Here is an 18,614-nt window from a genome sequence, read left to right as displayed (position 1 = left end):
TTACCGAGCCGTGACCCGAGCGGCCCGGGGCGGCACTACTCGGCGAGCAGAAGCCGGGCCGCCCGAGGCGCGAGCGAGTCATCGAGCACCAGGCACGCGGCACCGATCGCGCCGACATCCTCGCCGACGCCGGTGCCGACAACATCCACACGGTGAACACTTCGCGCGTCGGTGAGCTCGTCCAAGAGCGACGGGATGCGACGGAGGTAGCGCTCGCTGACCCTCCCCCAGAACGGCCCGCCGAAAACGACGCGGTCGACGTCAAGAAGGTTCGTGATCGCGGAAACCGCCTTGGCCACTCGGAATGCCGACCGGTCGAGAATCTCATTGGCGACGTCGTCGCCGTCCTCGGCCAGTCTGCACAGCGTGGTGAATTGCTCATCGACCGGGTGAGCTCCATTCCCCGGGCCTGTCTCGGCGAGCACCCCGAGTTGTTGGGCTTCGAGCACGAGGCTCGACGCCGCGCAGGTCACGGCCACGCATCCGCGCAGTCCGCACGAGCAGGGCGGGCCGTCGGGATCGGTGATGACGTGACCGATCTCCCCCGCGTTGTTCGAGCTGCCCCGCACGATGTCCCCACCCAGAACGAGTCCCGCCCCGACACCGGTTCCGAGATAGAAGAACACGAAACTTCCCGTGCCGTTCACGCCTCCCGCCCATGTCTCGGCGACGGCTGCAGCCGTGACGTCCTTGTCGATGATCACCGGCAACCCGGTGGACGCAGCGAGCGCATCCCGCAGGGGCACGCGGTGCCAGCCGAGCAGGTGCGGCGGATCGATCACTGCGCCGCGCACCGGGTCGATCGGGCCAGGGGCAGCGATGCCGATGCCGGCGATCTTGCCCCGATCAATGCCCGACGCGACGGTCAACTGCTCAATCTCGGCCGAGATGGTGGCAATCACCTCGGCCGGGTCACTCGCGATTGGAGTGTGCCTGCGTGAGTGCTGCACGACGGCGCCGGTCAGGTCGAGAATGACGAACGTCATCACAGCCGGGTCGAGATGCACACCGACGGCGAACGCACCATCCGGCTTCAGCCGCAGAATTGTGCGCGGTTTCCCCGGCCCGCTGCTTTCCTTGCCCGCTTCTTCGACGAACCCTTGATCGAGCAGCTTGCGGCAGATGTTCGACACGGTCTGGGCGGAGAGCCCCGTCGAATGTCCGAGTTCCACCCTGCTCAGACCGCTCGAGGCACGACGGATCGCCTCGAGAATGACGCTGCGGTTGAAGTCGCCCATGCGCGGCAGATTCGTGCCCCGACGCGACGGATGATCGAAGTTTTCAGTCACTGACCATCCTCATTGTCCCTCGGAGCGAATGATCTGCATTTTAGGCGGAACCGCTGCCGCCGCACAGCCGCCACTCTCAGGGGCCGGGTCACGCCGGCTCCCGCAGTCGAGTGATCGACGGCACCAGCGCGTGGGTTGGAACGCTCCGTTTTCGGGCGATGGCCAGCGTGGTGACGGGGAGGGAGCCGAGCGTCCAGATCACGAGACCGATCAGCGCGCCGCCAATGCCTCCGCCGCTTGCATTCCCGCTGCCGGCGAGGATCGCGTGAAAGCAATCCAGCGCCGGTTGCGTCGGCAACAAACTGCCGAGCGTGAACAGCGCCGCCGGAGCCGTGGCGATGATGCTGGTTGCGATCAGCACCAGCGCGACAATCATCGAAAGGAACCGACCGGCCCCACCGAACAGCGCCACGAGCGCTTGGTTGATTGCTGCGAAGGCCACACCCACGAGAACCGCGATGCCGGCCACAGCGAACCAGCCGCGGGTGTCGAGAGTGACGACGCTTGAGAGGATGGCGGTGACCACGAGGCCTTGCACGGCACCGACCGCCGCGACCGGAAGAAAGGATCGCAGCGCGAGCACAATCGACGACTTCGTCGAGCCGAAGGCGCGGGCTGGTGCGGCACGCAACACAATCAGGCTGGCCAAACCGCCGAGCCACAATGCCAACACGGCGTAGAACGGGACGCTGTTGGTTCCAACGCCCAGACCGGTGCTGCTGCCGACCACGACCGGGGCAGCGACAACCCCGGCGAGGTGGCTGCTCTCACTCTCGGAATAGCTCGGCACCTGCTGCGCCGCACTGTCGAGTCCGGAAGCCAGCGACGCCGCCCCGGCATCCGTTTGCGCAGCTCCCGCGGCGACGGACGCGGCGCCGGTGGACAGCGCGGCGGCCGACGTCGCCAGTGACGCCGCCCCCGCGGCCACACTCGTGCCGGCCGAGGCCAGCGTCGAGGCGGCGGATGCCGACTGGCTGATTCCCGAGGTGACAGCGGGCATGGCGGTGGCCAGTTGGGTTGCCCCGGCCGCGACCTGGTCGGCGGCTGCGGTCAGCGGGGCCAGCGCGGCCAGCGAGCTCAGCGAGGCGAGGTCTGCGTTCGCCGCCGCCAGCGCTGCCTGGGCTGAAGCGCAGGCATCCGGAAGAAGACCGGGCGTGCAGATGGCTTGAACGCGCGCCGTCAGAGTGTTGATCTGCGTCTGCACTGCGGCAATCTTTTGGGCGAGCGCGGCGTTCACCGCACGAAGCGCGTTCGCCACCCCTTGCGCCCCGCTTGCGAGCTGGCTGGTTTGCGCCGGCAACGAGGCGGTCTGCTGCTGCAGCACGCTCAGCCCTCCCGAAAGCTGGCCGAGCCCGGCCGACAGCTGGGACGTGCCCGACGACAGGCTGCTGGCGCCGGCCGCCAGCTGCGTGGTCCCGCTGGCGACTTGGGCCGAACCGCTGGCCACCGAGGCGGTTCCGGCTGCCAGCGAATCGGCGCCACTGGCCGCCTGCCCCAGTTCGGTGCCGAGCGTGGTGAAGCTGGTGTACACATTTTCGAGGTACGTGGTCGTGAGTTGATTGCCGGCTACCGCCGCGGCCGTCGTCGAGATGGTCTGGCTGATCGCGTTGTCGACCACCGTGCTTCCGCTGCTCATCGTCACCTCGATCGTCGCCTGTGTCGCGTCGGCCGCCGGACCGGTGTAGGAGGTTGCCGCCGCCGAAAAGTTCGGAGGAATCGTGATCACCGCGGCGTAGTCGCCGCTCGCGAGCCCGGATGCCGCATCGTCGGCGGAGGTGATCACCCAGGTGTAGTTGGTCGTCGCACCGTTGCCCGAACCACCGATCGGCGCGACCGGCAGTGCGGTGTTGCTGGGTGCGGGTGTCGGAGTGGCAGTGCTGGGAGTGGGCGTGGCGGTGCTGGGCTCCGGGGTAGTCGGAGCGACACTCGGTGCCGCGGTGCTCGACGCCGTCGTGCTGGTTCCGTCGACCAGGCCCGCAGCCAGCTCCCGCCCCAACGGAACGGTCTTTCCATTGATGGTGACGGGCACGTCGTTGTTCACGATTGCGGCGGTGACCTGGCTCAGTCGCTGCCCCGGATTCCACAGCGCCCAGATCAAGATGCCGGCGACCACCACCGGAACCAGGATGATTCCGACCAGTGCCGGCCAGCCGAACCGGCCGTGGGTGCGGGCGAATCCGAGTCGTTCAAGCAGAGTGCTCATGCTGTCACCTTTGATGTGAGGTCTGTCGTGCTCGTTCTGTCGATCGTCGGGTCTCTCGGTCAGCGGGGTGCCGGCACGACGTCGAGCGCGAGCGGCGGGAGGATGCGGGCGACGACCGCGCCGTCGCGGGTCGCGATCACGTCGGCGATGCTGACGACGGATGCCGTGCCAACGATGAGCGCGAGGGTGCGGCTCGCCCGGTTGGCCAGGGCGGCGGCCGCGAGCACGGTGTCACCGAGCGCGCGTCGCGCCGAGGCATCCGTCACGTGGTCGAGCCCGTCGATGACGAGAAGGAGCGGCTTCTCGCGGAGTGCCGCAACCACCTCGGCGACGGGATCATCGGCGCTCCCGGCGTCGACGAATCCGACCCTCGAACGCACCGATGCCGCGCGCACCGGCACAACGAAACCGGCGACTTTCAGCAGACCGGTGTCGGGTTTCGTGCGCCCCGACACCGTGAGCAGCAGAGCGTGGACGCCGGCCTCCTGATCGCCTTCGACGATGAGGGTTCCGTTCGGTGGCACAGAAAAGGAGACATCCGAGTAGAGCGAGACAGAGTCGACAGTGAGCGACAATCCGTCGGCCGTCGCGACGTCGGTCGAGTGCGGCCGCGGCCAGTCGCGCAGCTCCAGTTCGCGGTGCAAGCCTTCACCCTCGATGTCGAACTCGGGGAGCACCTTGTCGAGCCATATGGGCATCCACCAGGCCTTGTCACCGAGAAGGGTGAGCACGGCCGGTACCAGCGACATGCGCACCAGGAAGGCGTCGACGAAGACACCCACGGCGAGGCCGAGTGCGATCGGTTTGATGTTCGCGTCGCCCTCCGGCACGAAGGCACCGAACACGCCGATCATGATGATCGCGGCGGCGGTGACCACCTTGGCCGAGCCGACGAAGCCGGTCTTGACCGATTGCTTGGCCAGGCCGGTGTGCACGTAGTCCTCGCGCATGCGAGAGACCAGAAAAACCTCGTAGTCCATGGCCAGGCCGAAAAGCACTCCCATCAGGATGATCGGCATGAAGCTGATCACGGGCCCGATCTCCGCCACGTTCAGCGCGTCGGCGAACCAGCCGTCCTCGAAGACCAAGGAGACCACCCCGAACGCCGCTGCCACGCTGAGCAGGTAGCCGAGGGTGGCTTTGATCGGCACCGCGATCGAGCGGAACACCATGGTGAGCAGGATCAGCGACAGGCCGACGACGATGAGTCCGAACGGGATCAGCGCCGCTGCGAGCTTGTCCGAGACGTCGATGCCGACGGCGGTGACGCCCGTCACCGACAAGGAGACGCCGTACTCGGCCAGAAAGTGATCGTGCATCGATCTGATCTCGGTGACGAGCGCCTTGGTCTCCTCACTGTCGGGCCCGGTTGTCGGAATCACCTGCACGATCCCGGTATCCGCCGGTTGGTTGGGAGTCGACAGGGGCACCGCAGCCACCCCCGGTAGCGCCGCGAGCTCGTCGCCCAGCGAGTTCATCAGGCCGACCGGGTCGTCGCTCGACACGATGCTGCCGGTGACGACGAGCGGACCGTTGAATCCCGGCCCGAAATGCTCGGTGATGAGATCGTAGGTGACGCGGGCCGGGTCGTCTTCGGGGAGGGAACCGGCGTCGGGCAGGGCCAGGCGCAGGCCGATCGCCGGCGCCGCGATGAGCAAGAGCAGCGCGACGATGCCGACGACGGTGACGATCGGAAACCGGGTGACGACCCGCACCCAGCCGACGTAGAACCGGTTCTTCCCGGCTTCCGGCGTCAGCGCTGGCACTGGATCCGGGGCCAGCTCCGGCTCTGGGTCCAGCTCCGGCTCCGGCTCGGGCAGACCCAGCAGCGTCTCGATCGTCGGCGTCGGTTCCCGCCGCGGCGCGCCATCGGCCTCCGCGGGCGCATCCGTTTTCTCATGCGCACGTTTCTCCCGCTTCGGCTTAGGCCGCAGTCGCTCGCCGGCGAAACCGAGCAACGCCGGGATGAGGGTCAGCGAGATGAGAACCGCGATCATCACTCCGACGGCCGCGGCGATGCCCATGGTCGTCAGAAACGGGATGCCGGCAACGCTGAGTCCGACCAGCGCGATCATCACGGTGAGACCGGCGAAAATCACCGCCGAACCGGCCGTGGCCACGGCGCGCGCCGCCGACTCCCTGAGCTCCAGCCCGGATTTCAGTTGCTCCTGATGCCTGGAGATGATGAAGAGGGCATAGTCGATGCCGACCGCCAGCCCCAGCATCAGTGCCAGGACCGTTGTGGTGGAGGTGATCGGCCCGAAGGCCGTCGCCACATAGATCAGCGAGATCGAGATCCCCACCCCGAGAAACGCGGTCATCAACGGGATGCCGGCGGCCACGAATGAGCCGAATGTCACGATCAGCACGACCAACGCCACGGCGATGCCGATCAACTCGATCAGGCTCACTCCGGCCAAACTCTGGCTGAACAACTGACCGCCGAGCGACACCGTCGAACCGGGCGGGAGCGCTGTCTGCAATCCCGCCGCCGTGCTCTCCAGCGCGCTCACGGTATCGGGGGTGATGTTTGACACGATGTCGTTGAGCTGGATGCTGACCAGGGCGGCCGAGGAATCGGTGCTGATTGCGTCGGAGAGGTTCGGGTCATAGGGCGATGTGGCGTTCGAGACTTGGCCGATCGCTTTCAACTCGATGACGGCATCCTCGATCGGCGCCTTCACGGTCTCGTCGGTGACGACGCTGCCGCTTGGCGCCACGACGATCATCTGCGCGGTGGCCCCGCTCACCTGCGGAAACGTGTTCGCGAGCGTGTCGAGGGCCTCCTGCGACTCGGTGCCGGGCACCGTGATCGCATTGTTCAGACCCTGGTTGAACAGTGCGGCGCTTCCGCCGACGAGCAGGAGAACCAGAATCCAGAAGCCGAGCACCCAACGCCGGGCGGCAAAAGCCCACCGACCGAGTGAATACAGCAGTGAGGACACGAGGCCTCCCGGGAGGATGACTGCCGCTTGAGCGGTGGCGCCCCGCCACAGAGGGTGGGCTCGCGAGGGTGTGCCCCGGTTACTCCTTGAGCTGGTAGCGCAGGCTCGCCAGCTCCGCATGCAATGCGGGAGGAACGCGATCGCCGAACTGAGCGAAGTACTCCTCGGTCAGATCGCACTCAACCTGCCACGACGCGTTGTCGATTTCGAAAAGCTGACGCACGGCATCCGTCGACAGGTCAAGACCGTCGAGGTTGAGGTCATCTTCGGCCGGCAGCAGCCCGATCGGGGTGCTCACGGCGGCGGCGTCACCCTCGAGGCGGCGCACGATCCATTCGATCACCCGGGAGTTCTCGCCGAACCCAGGCCAGAGGAAGCTTCCGTCGTCACCCTTGCGGAACCAGTTCACCTGGAAGATCGCCGGAGCCTTCGTGCCGAGCGACTTGCCGACCTTCAGCCAGTGTGCCCAGTAGTCGGCCATGTTGTAGCCACAGAACGGGAGCATCGCGAACGGGTCGCGGCGCAACTCGCCCACGGTTCCCTCGGCGGCAGCCGTCTTCTCCGACGAGATCGTGGCGCCCATGAAGACACCGTGCTTCCAGCTGCGCGCCTCGGCGACGAGCGGAATGTTGGTCGCACGACGACCACCGAACAGGATGGCGTCGATCGGCACGCCACCGGCGGCTTCCCAGTCCTCGGCGATCGACGGGCACTGCGCGGCAGAAACGGTGAATCGCGAGTTCGGGTGGGCAGCCGGGGTGCTCGATTGCGGGGTCCACTCGTTGCCCTGCCAGTCGATGAGGTGATCCGGTGCGGTCTCGGTGAGGCCCTCCCACCAGACGTCGCCGTCGTCGCGCAGCGCGACGTTGGTGAAGATCGTGTTGCCCCAGAGAGTCTGCACGGCCGTCGGGTTGGTCAGCTCGCCGGTTCCCGGCGCGACGCCGAAGAATCCGGCTTCCGGGTTGATCGCCCACAGCCGACCGTCTTCGCCCTCACGCAGCCAGGCGATGTCGTCACCGATCGTCTCGACTTTCCAGCCGGGGATGGTCGGGCGCAGCATCGCCAGGTTCGTCTTGCCGCAGGCCGATGGGAACGCGGCGGCGAGGTGCTTGACGCCGCCCTCGGGCGAGGTGACCTTGACCAGCAGCATGTGCTCGGCCAACCAGCCTTCGTCACGAGCCATCACCGAGGCGATGCGCAGCGCGAACGACTTCTTCGACAGCAGTGCGTTTCCGCCGTAGCCGGAACCGAACGACCAGACCTCACGGGTGTCGGGGAACTGCACGATGTACTTGGTGTCACTGCACGGCCAGGCCACATCGTCGCGGCGCACGCCCGTGTCGGACACCAGCGGGAAGCCGACGGAGTGCAGCGTGCGCACCCACGAGGTGCCGTTTTCGATCATCTGCAGCACCTGGTCACCCATGCGGGTCATGATGCCGAGGTTCAACACCACGTACGGCGAGTCGGTGATCTCGACGCCGAGCTGCGAGATGGGGCCGCCGAGCGGACCCATCGAGAACGGGACGACGTACATCGTGCGCCCGCGCATGCTGCCGGCGAACAGCCCGGTCAGTTCGGTGCGCATCGCGGTGGGCTCAGACCAGTTGTTGGTCGGGCCCGCATCTTCCGGGTTCACCGAGCAGATGAAGGTGCGGTCTTCGACGCGCGCGACATCCGACGGGTCAGAACGGGCCAGGTAGCTGTTGGGGCGCCATTCCGGGTTCAGCCGGATCAGCTTTCCCTCGGTGACGAGTTGCTTCGAGAGGAGATCGGCCTCGCGCATCGACCCGTCGCACCAGACGATCTCGTCGGGGCGGGTCAGGCGGGCAATCTCGTCGACCCAAGCCTGCAATGCGGGGTCGGTCGTTCCCGACTTCTTGGGTTCGTCGTTCCCATTGGTCTGAACTGAGAGAGCTGCGATGGTCATCTCCTGGCCTTTCGTCGTCTTCACCGGTTTCGTGAAACTTTGTTCCGTTCCTCCACCATGCGCCCTAAAAAGCGGTTCAGGTCAGAAAAAGGGCGTTAAGAAACTCGATTCTTTCGCTATCCTTAAGAAATGGCGCTCGTAGCATCCGACCTCATCACCCTGGGACACCGCATCCGGCATTTTCGTGGCGAGCGCGGGCTGACGCTCGACCAGCTCGGTGAGCGGGTGGGGTTGGCCGGAAGCCAGCTCTCGCTGATCGAGAACGGGCGGCGAGAACCCAAGCTCTCGACCCTGCAAGAGGTCGCCGCCGCGCTTGACGTCGAACTCACCGATCTGTTGAGCAAAGAGGCCCCCAACCGGCGAGCCGCGCTGGAGATCGAGCTGGTGCGGGCTCAGAAGAATGCGCTTTACGGCGCACTAGGACTGCCGAAGGTCAAGGTCACCAAGGGCACGCCGACCGAGGCGATCGAGTCACTCGTCGGCTTGCATCACGAACTGGCCCGCCGCGCCAACGAGGCCATCGCCACTCCGGAGGAGGCCCGACGGGCGAACACCGAACTCCGGGCACGGATGCGGGAGCGCGCCAATTACATGCCCGACATCGAGACGTTGGTCGAGGAACGGGTCAAGGCAGCCGGGCACATTTCGGGCGCGTTGACTCACCGCGAGGTGAGCGTGATGGCCGAACAGCTCGGATTCAGCCTGATCTACGTGAACGACCTGCCGAATTCGACCCGGTCAGTGACCGACCTGGCCAACGGCCGCATCTACCTGCCCCCGGCATCCATTCCGGGCGGCCACGGCCTGCGCGCCATGGCGTTGCAGGCGATGGCCCACCGGCTGCTCGGCCATGAACGCCCGGGCAGCTATGCCGAGTTTCTCTGGCAGCGCCTGGAGATCAACTACTTCGCCGCGGCGTGCCTGATGCCCCGCGAAGCGACCCTGAAGTTTCTGCAGGAGGCGAAACACAACCGGGAACTCGCGGTCGAAGACCTCCGCGACGCCTTCGGGGTGACTCACGAAGCTGCAGCCTTGCGGCTCACGAACCTGGCGACTTCCCACCTCGACATGACGCTTCACTTTTTGCGCGTCAACGGCGACGGCGCCCTGCAGAAGGGCTACGAGAATGACGGTCTGCCCCTGCCGACCGATGTGACCGGGTCGATCGAGGGCCAGTACGTCTGCAAGCAGTGGAGCGCGCGCAACGCCTTCACACACACCAACCGCACCACCGAGTTCTACCAGTACACCGACACCCCGGCCGGCACCTTCTGGTGCGCGACGCAGACCGGATCCACCTCGGCCGGCGAGTTCTCGATCAGTGTCGGAGTTCCGTTCAACGAGGCGAAATGGTTCCGTGGGCGCGAGACCACGCAGCGGGCCGTGTCGCGCTGCCCAGATGAGTCGTGCTGCCGTCGTCCGAAGGGCGAGGTCGCCTCACGCTGGGTGGGCAAGGCCTGGCCGAGCGCCCGCTTGCACGCCCATGTGCTCTCCCCGCTGCCCTCCGGCACCTTCCCCGGGGTCGACGACACCGAGGTCTACGAGTTTCTCGAGGCGCACGCGGCGGAGTAGAGCGTCACGTTCGCTAGACCTTCGCTGTGCGTCCCGGGAGCAGGAACGCGAGTATCAGGCCGACCACCGAGAACGCGGCGAGGGTGCCGAGCGCGAGGGCGAACGATTGACCTCCGGGAAGCGCGACAGCAACCAGTACCGAACCGGCGAGGGCGGTGCCGAGCGAGGAACCCAGGTTGGAGACGCTGCGCGACAGGCCTGAGATCTCGCCCTGATCAGAATCGGGGAAGCTCGACTGAACGATATTCACCGAGGAGGTCAGCATGGTGCCGAGCCCGATGCCCATGATCAGGAGTCCTGGCACGAAGGAGAAAATCCCAGAGTCCTCCCGCACCAGTGCCAGGAGCAATCCCATTCCGAGCGTTGTCAAGAGAAAACCCGCGACGACCAGCCACCGCTGCGGATGACGCTTGGCGAATCGTTCGGCTGCCAGGGAGGCACCGAGGATGCCGACCGTGGTCGGGGTGAGCATGAGGCCGGTCTCGATGGCGTTGAATCCGCGGACTTCCTGCAGGTAGACCGAGATAACGAAGAACGACCCCTGCATGACCAGCCACTGCACGGTTTGGGTGCCGAGACCGAGGTTGGCGACGCGGTTGCCGAACATCCGCAGGTGCAGGAGCGGGTCCCGGCCCGCCCGTTCAACCGACCTGATGTGGAGGAAGAACCAGAGCAGGAAGAGCGCGCCGATCCCGACGAACAGCCAGACCGGTGAGATCCCGCCTTTCGGGATGACCACCGTGTTGCCGATGGTGAAGTCTTCACGTGCGCCGAGCCATCCGTAGGTGCGGGACTGCAGGATTCCGAGCACCACGAAGAAGAGCCCGACGGCGGACAGGACTGCTCCGAGCACGTCGAATGAGGGCCGTGCTCCCTCTCGCGGCGGGTCGATGATCTTGCGCGCAAGGACGATGATCACGCCCACGACTATCACCTGGAGCAGGAACGAGGCCCGCCAACTGATCGCGGTCGTGACCACACCGCCGATCAGTGGGCCGGCCGCCGCTCCGAGCCCGCCTGCGCCGCTGACCAAACCGAAGTACTTCGCCCGGGTCTTGAGATCGGAAAACCAGACGGTGACCAGGATGTAGATCGGCGGGATCATCAGTGCCGAGCCGACACCCTCGAGCACCGAATAGCCCAGGATCATCAGCCCGAGTCCCGGGGCGAGCGCCGCGAGCAGGGCGCCGATCCCGTAGACGATCAACCCGCCCATGAAACAGGCTTTGCGCCCCAGGATGTCGCTGAGCTTGCTCCCGGGGATCATCAACGACGCCATCGTCAGCGTGAAAAGCGTGATGGCCGTTTGCAGCCCGAATACCGTGGTGTTCAGATCCTCGGCAATCGCACTGATCGCGACGTTCATGTTCGTCGCCGCGAAACTCGCGATGAACTGGGCCAGCGCGAGCGGCCACACCATGGATGAACCGGGAGCCGTCAGAGCGCCCGATTTGCTGGCCGAGGTCGTCATACTCGTGAGCTTAAGTCTGCGCGCGTATCTGTCAATGACCGTGCCTGGGCGAAACCGCGCCCCGACGGTGCGTCACCGTCGGGGCGTCAGATCCCGTCGCGTTAGTCCGTCACCGTCACGCCGCGCCGGCTTCACCCGCAGCGGCCGCGAGCTGCAGCTCAAGGTCTCCGGCATCGACATCCAGTTGCTTCTCGGTGCGCTTCGTTGCCTTCAAACCGGCCTTCTCCAGCTCAGCCGAAATCTTGTCCTTGCCGATGACGATGAGTGCTGCCTGGCCCATGTCGAGCATCTCGCCCAGTTCCTTCACGTCGGAACGCGACAGCGCCCGGGAGAAATGACCGATGATCCCACCGGTGGCGCCGCCGAGTGCCGCCATGGCGATGATGCTGGGAGGGAAGAGCAGCCCAACGACCGCGCCGGCTCCGATGCCCGTCCACCCGGCGTGCGTACTCCCCATTCTCTTCACCTTGACGTCGCCTTCAGCATCCTTGGTGGCAATCCCCGCATCGTAGGTACCGATGACCTTCGTCTCGTGCAATTCGCGCACGAGTTCCAAGTCGTCCTCTGCGGTTGCGGGATCTTCATAGACGCCGACAAATAGAAATACTGGTTCTTTCTCTTTAGCCATGGTGAGCTCCTCGACAGTAGGTGAATGCGAGGACATAGCCCCGCTGAATCCGCTGGGGACAGTATTCACAGTCACCACCCCTGTCAACTGCTCGTCGTCGTGCAATCGCCCCCGGGTTGTGCTTCTGAGCCCCGTTGACACCCGCACCCGATCGAGCAACGCTGGCTCAGACCGCCGAATTGCCGCGACGGCGCCCACCGGGAGGTTCACACGCTCATGAGATTTCCACCCATCGCCGACTATGCGTTTCTCTCCGACTGCGAGGTGAGCACCCTCATCGCCCCCGACGGATCGGTCGAATGGCTCTGCCTTCCCCGCCCCGACGCCCCGAGCGTCTTCGGCGCTCTGCTCGACCGGTCGGCCGGCAGTTTTCGGTTCGGACCGACGAACACTTTGGTTCCGCAGCAACGCCGATATCTGCCGGGGACGAACATTATGGAGACCACCTGGCATACGCCGACGGGGTGGATGAAGGTCGAGGATCTGCTTGTTCTCGGGCCGGTGGAGGAGAAGCGGCGCGAGGGCTACCGACGCTCCCCCGGCGATGCGATCGCACAACACACTCTGCTCCGCATCGCGACCTGCCTGGACGGCCGGGTCGAGCTCGGGGTGAGCTGCCTCCCCCTCTTCGACTACGGACGCGAGCCCGGCGTGTGGAAGTTCGACGGTGAAGGGTACAACCGGGCGACCGTCACCAACAATGATGTGACCCTGACGATCAGCGGAAGTGTCGGGCTCGGCGTCCTGGGATCCCGGTGCATGGGACGCACGACCCTCGAGGCCGGTGACTCAGCGTTTGTGGCGCTCAGCTGGGGCGACAGCGTCCCTGCTGATCTCGAAGATGCCATGGGCCAGCTTCATTGGACCGAGCGGTACTGGCGAGACTGGATGAGCATGGCCCGCCTGCCCGACCACCGCTACCGCCCCTATCTCGAGCGGAGCGCCCTCGCTCTCAAAGGACTGAGCTATGCGCCCACGGGCGCGATTATGGCGGCGTCCACCACGTCGTTGCCTGAAACCCCGGGCGGCGAGCGCAACTGGGACTACCGATACACCTGGATCAGGGACACCGGGTTCATGTTGCGCGCTCTGCACGGGCTCGGCTTTGACTGGGAGGCATTCGACTACTTTGCATTCATTCTCGACGCGGTGAGGTCCGGACAGTCCGATGCACCCTGGGCGCTCCAGATCATGTATGGAATCGGGGGCGAGCATGATCTGACCGAGCACACCCTGGACCACCTCTCCGGATACCTGGATTCGCGCCCGGTGCGCACCGGAAACGGGGCGTTCGACCAACATCAACACGATGTCTGGGGAATGTTGCTCGACTCCGTCGAAGAGCATATCCGCGGGGGCGGCCAAATCGCGCCGGCGGTGTGGGAGGGGCTCGTCGGGCTGGTCGACACCGCGATCGAGCGAAGTTCAGAGCCCGATCAGGGCATCTGGGAAATGCGGGGAGAACCAAAGCACTTCGTCGCCTCGAAGGTGATGTGCTGGGTTGCCGCCGACCGGGGGGCCTTGATCGCCGAGGGCCGTGGAGACATCGAGCACGCACGGCAGTGGCGTGATGCCGCCGACAAAATCAAGGCCGAGGTGCTGGAGCGAGGTGTGGACGATCGCGGGAGTTTCGTTCAGCACTACGACACGACCGATCTCGATGCCTCACTCCTGCTCTTGCCGTTGATGGGATTTCTGCCTCCCGATGACGAACGCGTTCGCACGACCGTGCTCGCCATCGCCGACGAACTCACGCAAGACGGGCTCGTCCTGCGCTACCGGGTCGCGACCAGCGACGACGGCCTCAGCGGCGACGAGGGAACCTTCACGATCTGTTCGTTCTGGCTCGTTTCCGCCCTCGAGATGGTGGGAGAATTCGACGCGGCGAGTGCCCTGTTCCAGAAACTCTTGTCATTCGCCGGGCCGATGCTGCTCTACGCCGAGGAGATCGACGTCACCACCGGGCAGCATCTGGGCAACTTTCCGCAGGCGTTCACCCACTTGGCCCTCATCGATGCAGCGGGCCGGCTGATCGAGGCGGAACGGGTGCGGGCCAATTCCCCGGGGCCAGTCCCCCAACCGACTCAAACCTGACCCGTGGCACCAGCGAACGGCTGGCCGGACGGTCCGACGGCCCCTATCATTGAGTGATGTGACGATTGCTCATGGCGATTGGGCGCCCGCGCTCCGCACACATCCCCCGCTTTTTCCCCATTCGCGCATATGTGAAACGTCACGTACACTTTTTAGTGCGCATGATTCGTAGCGTCGGGCATGGCTCGAGCACATACAGATGTCAGGGGTTTCTGGATGCTCGAGCCGGCCTGACGACGCTCTCGGAGTTCGAGACGCCTCTCGAAGTTCGCGCTTGCGTAAACGGTTAGCGCGGCTGCATCCGGATCGCCCCATCAAGACGAATCGTCTCACCGTTCAGCATCGAGTTCTCGACGATGTGGCAGACGAGCGCCGCGTACTCAGAGGGGTCCCCGAGACGCGACGGATGCGGAACCTGCGCCGCCAGGGAGTCACGCACCTCCTGCGGCAGCCCTTTCAGCATCGGGGTGTCAAAGGTTCCCGGTGCGATCGTCATCACACGGATCAGCGTCTGCGCGAACTCCCGCGCCAGTGGCAGGGTCATAGCGGCGACGCCGCCCTTCGACGCAGAGTAGGCGGCCTGCCCGATCTGCCCGTCGAATGCCGCGACGGACGCCGTGTTGACGATGACCCCGCGCTCCGGGGTTTCCCCGGTCGGTTCTGTGGCTTGCATTGCCGCGGCGGCGAGTCTGATGACGTTGAAGGTTCCCATGAGATTGACCCGGATGACCCGCTCGAATTCCTCAAGCGGAATCGGGCCCTCCCGGCCGACGGTGCGTGCACCGGTCGCGATGCCGGCGCAGTTGACGACGATTCGCAACGGACCGACCGCGGTTGCAGCATCCACTGCCGCCTGTACCTCGGCGGCCTTGGTGACATCGCCGGCGACAAAGCGTGCTCGCCCGCCGAGCGCCTCGACGATCTGCTCGCCCGGCGCCCCGGGTAGGTCGAACAAAACGACCGATGCCCCGGCGTCGTGCAGGGCAGTGGCCGTGGCCAGGCCGAGACCCGAGGCCCCGCCGGTGACGAGTGCAGCGCATCCGTGGATCAACATGGTCAGAGCCTTTCGATGATTGTCGCGTTGGCCATACCGCCGCCCTCGCACATGGTTTGCAAGCCGTAGCGGCCGCCGGTGGCTTCGAGTTCGCCCAGCAGGGTGCCGAGCAGGCGGGTGCCCGAGGAGCCGAGTGCGTGCCCGAGGGCGATCGCCCCGCCGCGGGGATTGAGTTTGGCCAGGTCGGCGCCGAGTTCGCGCTGCCACACCAACGGCACGCAGGCGAACGCCTCATTGACCTCGTAGGCGTCGAGGTCGTCGATGCTGAGGCCCGCGCGGTCGAGGATGCGCCGGGTCGCCGGGATCACGCCCGTCAACATGAGCAGCGGGTCGCTTCCGGTGACCGCGAAGCTGTGGAAGCGGGCGCGCGGGGTGAGGCCGAGCTGTTCGGCGCGCGCGGCGCTCATGATCAGGGTGGCGGAGGCTCCGTCGGTGAGCGGCGACGAGTTGCCGGGCGTGATCTGCCAGTCGAGGTCGGGGAAGCGCTGGGCGAGTTTCTCGCTGTAGAACGCGGGCTTGAGTCCGGCGAGGGATTCGACGGTGGTGCCGGCCCGGATCGTCTCGTCGGCGCTCACGATCGTGCCGTCGGGGGTAGTGATGCTGAGGAGTTCGCGGTCGAAGTCGCCGCGGGCCGCTGCCGCTGAGGCGAGCTGGTGGGAGCGGGCGGCGAAGGCGTCGAGCTCGTCGCGGTCGAGGCCCCACTTCTGGTTGATGAGCTCGGCGGAGACGCCCTGGTTGACCAGACCCTTCGGATAGCGCTCGTGCATGAGCGAACCGAACGGGTCTTGGCGGTACTCGCCGACTCCCGCCGAGGAGCCGAGCGGCACGCGGCTCATCGATTCGACTCCACAGGCGATGACCACGTCGTAGGCTCCGGCGATCACTCCCTGCGCGGCGAAGGTGGCCGCCTGCTGGCTGGAGCCGCACTGCCGGTCGATGGTGGTTCCCGGCACCGAATCGGGGAAGCCGGCGCCGAGCAATGCGGTGCGCGTCACGTTGTAGCTCTGCTCGCCGACCTGGCTGACGCATCCGCCGATCACGTCATCGACGAGGGCCGGGTCGAGGTCATTGCGGGCGACCAGTTCGCCGAGAACGCCGGCGAGGAGGTCGGCCGGGTGCACGCTGGAGAGCGCACCGCCCGGTTTTCCCCGGCCTGACGGCGTGCGTACAACATCGACAATGACGGCATCGTTGCTCATGGGGTCCAGCGTAGAGGGCGAGGCTGCTTTCTCGCCCTGTGAAGTTGTGTCGTGCCGCTGAGCCTTCTGGCCGACGGCTTCGTTCGGTATCGAGCGCCGGCGACGCCGAGGCGATTCGGGCTCAGCTCCGGCCGAGGTGATTGCCCCGACGGCTGCCCCCAACTGGGGACAATTTCGGCCCGCCGTGGGGTCGAGCGAGCCGATAGCCTGTGCCTACTTCCATCGATATCAAGGGGAAATCCTTCACATGCTCACCGCTCGACGTCACCTCTCTGCCCGCAATCGACGCTCCTCCACCGGACGAACGGCTGCAACGCTCGTTGTCGCCGCGGCACTGATCGGGTTCAGTTTCACGACTGCGCCGACAACGAGAGCCTCTGCGGCCGGCGCCATCGTCGACGGCACCGCTCTCGCCACCGCTTTCGCGGCTGGCGGAACCGTCATCCTCGACGCCGACATCACCATCCCTTCGTCGGGACCGGCACTCTCGGTGCCCGCTGGGCACCCGGTGACGCTCGACCTGAACGGACACGAGCTGACGGTCACCGGTGCCGTTGATATGGCCGGAATCGGTGTTGCTGTGGGTGCGGAATTGATCATCGCCGATGGCGGAACCAATGGATCGCTGAGCGTTACCGGCGGAACGTCAGGCGCCGGAATTGGCGGCGGCTTCAACGAAACTGGTGGCGCCGTCACGGTGAGCGGTGGGACCGTCGACGCTCAGGGTGGAAGCGACGGTGCCGGAATCGGCGGCGGCGCCCTCTTCGGCCACGGCGGCGTCGTCACAGTGAGCGGAGGAACCGTCACCGCACGCGGAGGATCTGACGGAACGGCAACGGGCGGCGCCGGCATCGGCGGCGGTTTCCTGGGAAGGGGCGGGACAACCACGATCACGGGCGGGACCGTCACCGCACAGGGCGGCGTCAGCTCCGCCGGAATCGGAGGAGGCCAGAACGCCGATGGTGGAACCACCAGCATCAGCGCGGGCACTATCGAAGCCACGGGAGGGACCCAGGGCGCTGGAATCGGCGGCGGCAATAGCGGCGACGGCGAAACGACAACGATCACAGGCGGGACGATCACCGCGCAGGGTGGGACGTACAGCGCCGGAATCGGTGGCGGCTACGGAGGCGACGGCGGGACGATCACCGTCAACGGGGGTGTCGTGACCGCCACAGGAGGCATGGAGGGCACGGCTCTCGGTGGCGGCTTTGTGGGCGACGGCGCCGCGGTGACCATCGGAAGCGGGGCGAATGTCAGCGTTTCCGCATCCTCTGCACCCGACTCGTTCCTGATCGGCGGCGGCTCAGACCTCTCCGCATTCGGATCGCTCGCGAATGCGGGAACCCTGACGATCACTTCCGGCAGCGCTCTCGTCATTCCGACCGGCGTAACCGTGCTGAACTCCGGCACCATTATGAACGCCGGCGCGCTTGACGGTTCCGGCGCGATCACCAACACCGGCGCGATCGTGAACACCGGTTCCGTCGCCTCGACGCTCAATATCGCCCCAAACAACTTCGAAATCACATTCGACATCATGGCGAACCCCGGCAGCGCGCCGACGACGATCGCTCCCCTCCGGGTCTATGCCGGAACTCTTTCGGCCGCACAGCTCGCCCTTCCGGGTTTGCCCGCCGTCCCGCACCACACGGCCACGTGGATGACCGCGGCGACGACGCCCGTCGCTTTCACTCCGACGAGCGCGCTCACCGGTGACCTGCGCCTCTTCGCGCAGTGGACCCTCGACACCCACGCCGTCACCTTCGACGCACAGAACGGCTCCGCCGCGTCGTCCACCACCGCCGCGTACGGCTCCACGATCACCCCGCCCACGGCACCGACCCGCACCGGGTTCACCTTTGACGGCTGGTTCACCGCCGCCGACGGCGGAGTCGAGTGGGACTTTGACTCAGCGGTGACCGGCGACCTGAACCTCTATGGGCAGTGGACCGCGGTCGCGGTGGTGACGCCGCCCACGCCCACGCCGACGCCGACCCCGACCCCGACTCCGACTGTTGCACCCAAGCCGGTTAGTGCCGCGTTGGCCTCGACAGGATTCGACGGCGGAGTCGCCGGATTCGGCGCGATTCTCCTTCTCGTCGCCGGCTGCGCCGCACTCGGACTGCGCCGGCGCCGCGCGCGCGACATCTAGTCTCGACGAGCAGCTGGTTGAGCTGTCGAGACGGGTCGCTCCGGCTCGACAGGCTCGACCGCCGAATGCGGTAC

General features: G+C 66.2%; 11 protein-coding genes. 3 read left to right on the top strand and 8 right to left on the bottom strand.

Annotated features, from left to right (window positions below):
* Positions 1-35: 35 nt before the first annotated feature.
* The 4 genes from AC1DCF_RS13635 to AC1DCF_RS13620 all read right to left on the bottom strand — a co-directional run bounded on the left by AC1DCF_RS13635 (position 36) and on the right by AC1DCF_RS13620 (position 8,367).
* A complete protein-coding gene (locus AC1DCF_RS13635; RefSeq protein WP_477211474.1) occupies positions 36-1,289 on the bottom strand; it encodes an ROK family transcriptional regulator in 1,254 nt (417 codons plus the stop codon).
* 88 nt (positions 1,290-1,377) lie between these two features.
* Positions 1,378-3,492 (bottom strand): YhgE/Pip domain-containing protein, encoded by a 2,115-nt coding sequence (locus AC1DCF_RS13630; RefSeq protein WP_477211473.1) that lies wholly within the window; start codon positions 3,490-3,492, stop codon positions 1,378-1,380.
* A gap of 59 nt (positions 3,493-3,551) precedes the next feature.
* The gene (locus AC1DCF_RS13625; protein ID WP_477211472.1) at positions 3,552-6,437 is read right to left on the bottom strand and encodes an MMPL family transporter; all 2,886 of its coding nucleotides are present in this window, start codon (positions 6,435-6,437) and stop codon (positions 3,552-3,554) included.
* Positions 6,438-6,516: 79 nt separating this feature from the next.
* A complete protein-coding gene (locus AC1DCF_RS13620) occupies positions 6,517-8,367 on the bottom strand; it encodes a phosphoenolpyruvate carboxykinase (GTP) (RefSeq protein WP_477211471.1) in 1,851 nt (616 codons plus the stop codon).
* 129 nt (positions 8,368-8,496) lie between these two features.
* Between AC1DCF_RS13620 and AC1DCF_RS13615 the strand changes: the two genes are divergently transcribed.
* The gene (locus AC1DCF_RS13615; RefSeq protein WP_477211470.1) at positions 8,497-9,939 is read left to right on the top strand and encodes a helix-turn-helix domain-containing protein; all 1,443 of its coding nucleotides are present in this window, start codon (positions 8,497-8,499) and stop codon (positions 9,937-9,939) included.
* Positions 9,940-9,952: 13 nt separating this feature from the next.
* On the opposite strand, the gene AC1DCF_RS13610 is transcribed toward AC1DCF_RS13615, so the two are convergent.
* Positions 9,953-11,410: an MFS transporter gene (locus AC1DCF_RS13610; protein ID WP_477211469.1), complete on the bottom strand. Its 1,458-nt coding sequence runs from the start codon at positions 11,408-11,410 to the stop codon at positions 9,953-9,955.
* A gap of 115 nt (positions 11,411-11,525) precedes the next feature.
* Positions 11,526-12,038 carry a DUF1269 domain-containing protein gene (locus AC1DCF_RS13605; RefSeq protein WP_477211468.1) on the bottom strand — a complete coding sequence of 171 codons (513 nt, stop codon included), beginning with the start codon at positions 12,036-12,038 and terminating at the stop codon, positions 11,526-11,528.
* 216 nt (positions 12,039-12,254) lie between these two features.
* Between AC1DCF_RS13605 and AC1DCF_RS13600 the strand changes: the two genes are divergently transcribed.
* A complete protein-coding gene (locus tag AC1DCF_RS13600) occupies positions 12,255-14,132 on the top strand; it encodes a glycoside hydrolase family 15 protein (protein WP_477211467.1) in 1,878 nt (625 codons plus the stop codon).
* A gap of 286 nt (positions 14,133-14,418) precedes the next feature.
* Here AC1DCF_RS13600 and AC1DCF_RS13595 read toward each other — a convergent pair whose 3' ends face one another.
* A complete protein-coding gene (locus tag AC1DCF_RS13595; RefSeq protein WP_477211466.1) occupies positions 14,419-15,186 on the bottom strand; it encodes a 3-hydroxyacyl-CoA dehydrogenase in 768 nt (255 codons plus the stop codon).
* A gap of 2 nt (positions 15,187-15,188) precedes the next feature.
* The gene (locus AC1DCF_RS13590; RefSeq protein ID WP_477211465.1) at positions 15,189-16,385 is read right to left on the bottom strand and encodes a thiolase family protein; all 1,197 of its coding nucleotides are present in this window, start codon (positions 16,383-16,385) and stop codon (positions 15,189-15,191) included.
* 247 nt (positions 16,386-16,632) lie between these two features.
* Between AC1DCF_RS13590 and AC1DCF_RS13585 the strand changes: the two genes are divergently transcribed.
* Positions 16,633-18,540, top strand: a complete 1,908-nt coding sequence (locus AC1DCF_RS13585) for an InlB B-repeat-containing protein (protein ID WP_477211464.1) — start codon at positions 16,633-16,635, stop codon at positions 18,538-18,540.
* The last annotated feature ends 74 nt before the right edge of the window (positions 18,541-18,614 follow it).

It is taken from the genome of Leifsonia sp. 10L418, assembly GCF_056395445.1.
This window is presented reverse-complemented; position numbering and strand designations above follow the sequence as displayed.

Excerpts from the sequence above, each read along its gene's own strand:
- AC1DCF_RS13630 (WP_477211473.1), bottom strand. The coding sequence starts at position 3,492 with ATGAGCACTCTGCTTGAACGACTCGGATTCGCCCGCACCCACGGCCGG.
- AC1DCF_RS13620 (WP_477211471.1), bottom strand. The coding sequence starts at position 8,367 with ATGACCATCGCAGCTCTCTCAGTTCAGACCAATGGGAACGACGAACCC.
- AC1DCF_RS13615 (WP_477211470.1), top strand. The coding sequence starts at position 8,497 with ATGGCGCTCGTAGCATCCGACCTCATCACCCTGGGACACCGCATCCGG.
- AC1DCF_RS13610 (WP_477211469.1), bottom strand. The coding sequence starts at position 11,410 with ATGACGACCTCGGCCAGCAAATCGGGCGCTCTGACGGCTCCCGGTTCA.
- AC1DCF_RS13605 (WP_477211468.1), bottom strand. The coding sequence starts at position 12,038 with ATGGCTAAAGAGAAAGAACCAGTATTTCTATTTGTCGGCGTCTATGAA.
- AC1DCF_RS13600 (WP_477211467.1), top strand. The coding sequence starts at position 12,255 with ATGAGATTTCCACCCATCGCCGACTATGCGTTTCTCTCCGACTGCGAG.
- AC1DCF_RS13595 (WP_477211466.1), bottom strand. The coding sequence starts at position 15,186 with ATGTTGATCCACGGATGCGCTGCACTCGTCACCGGCGGGGCCTCGGGT.
- AC1DCF_RS13590 (WP_477211465.1), bottom strand. The coding sequence starts at position 16,385 with ATGAGCAACGATGCCGTCATTGTCGATGTTGTACGCACGCCGTCAGGC.
- AC1DCF_RS13585 (WP_477211464.1), top strand. The coding sequence starts at position 16,633 with ATGCTCACCGCTCGACGTCACCTCTCTGCCCGCAATCGACGCTCCTCC.